Genomic DNA, 234 nt, shown 5'->3' with positions numbered 1-234 from the left:
TGGAAGTGTGGCGACACATGGAGCGGACAGATACTAATCGGTCGAGGACTTATCCAATGTGGTGTATGACAGTGTGAATTGTATGAACGCAGGTGACGACGCAGCATCAGCTGCTTCCTCTCCTGTGTGGAGCACGATTTAGTTTTGAAGGAATCATTTCTTTCAATGAGTCCGGTGGCAATAGCGAAGAGGTCACACCCGTTCCCATGCCGAACACGGCCGTTAAGCTCTTCT

General features: G+C 50.0%; 1 rRNA gene. It reads left to right on the top strand.

Annotated features, from left to right (window positions below):
• Nucleotides 1-170: 170 nt before the first annotated feature.
• Nucleotides 171-234: ribosomal RNA gene (gene rrf, locus JNO66_RS20395) — 5S ribosomal RNA — on the top strand; the annotation flags it as partial.

It is taken from the genome of Alkalicoccobacillus gibsonii (assembly GCF_016798245.1).
In the GTDB taxonomy this organism is placed as follows: Bacteria; Bacillota; Bacilli; order Bacillales; family Bacillaceae_D; genus Alkalicoccobacillus; species Alkalicoccobacillus gibsonii.
This window is presented reverse-complemented; position numbering and strand designations above follow the sequence as displayed.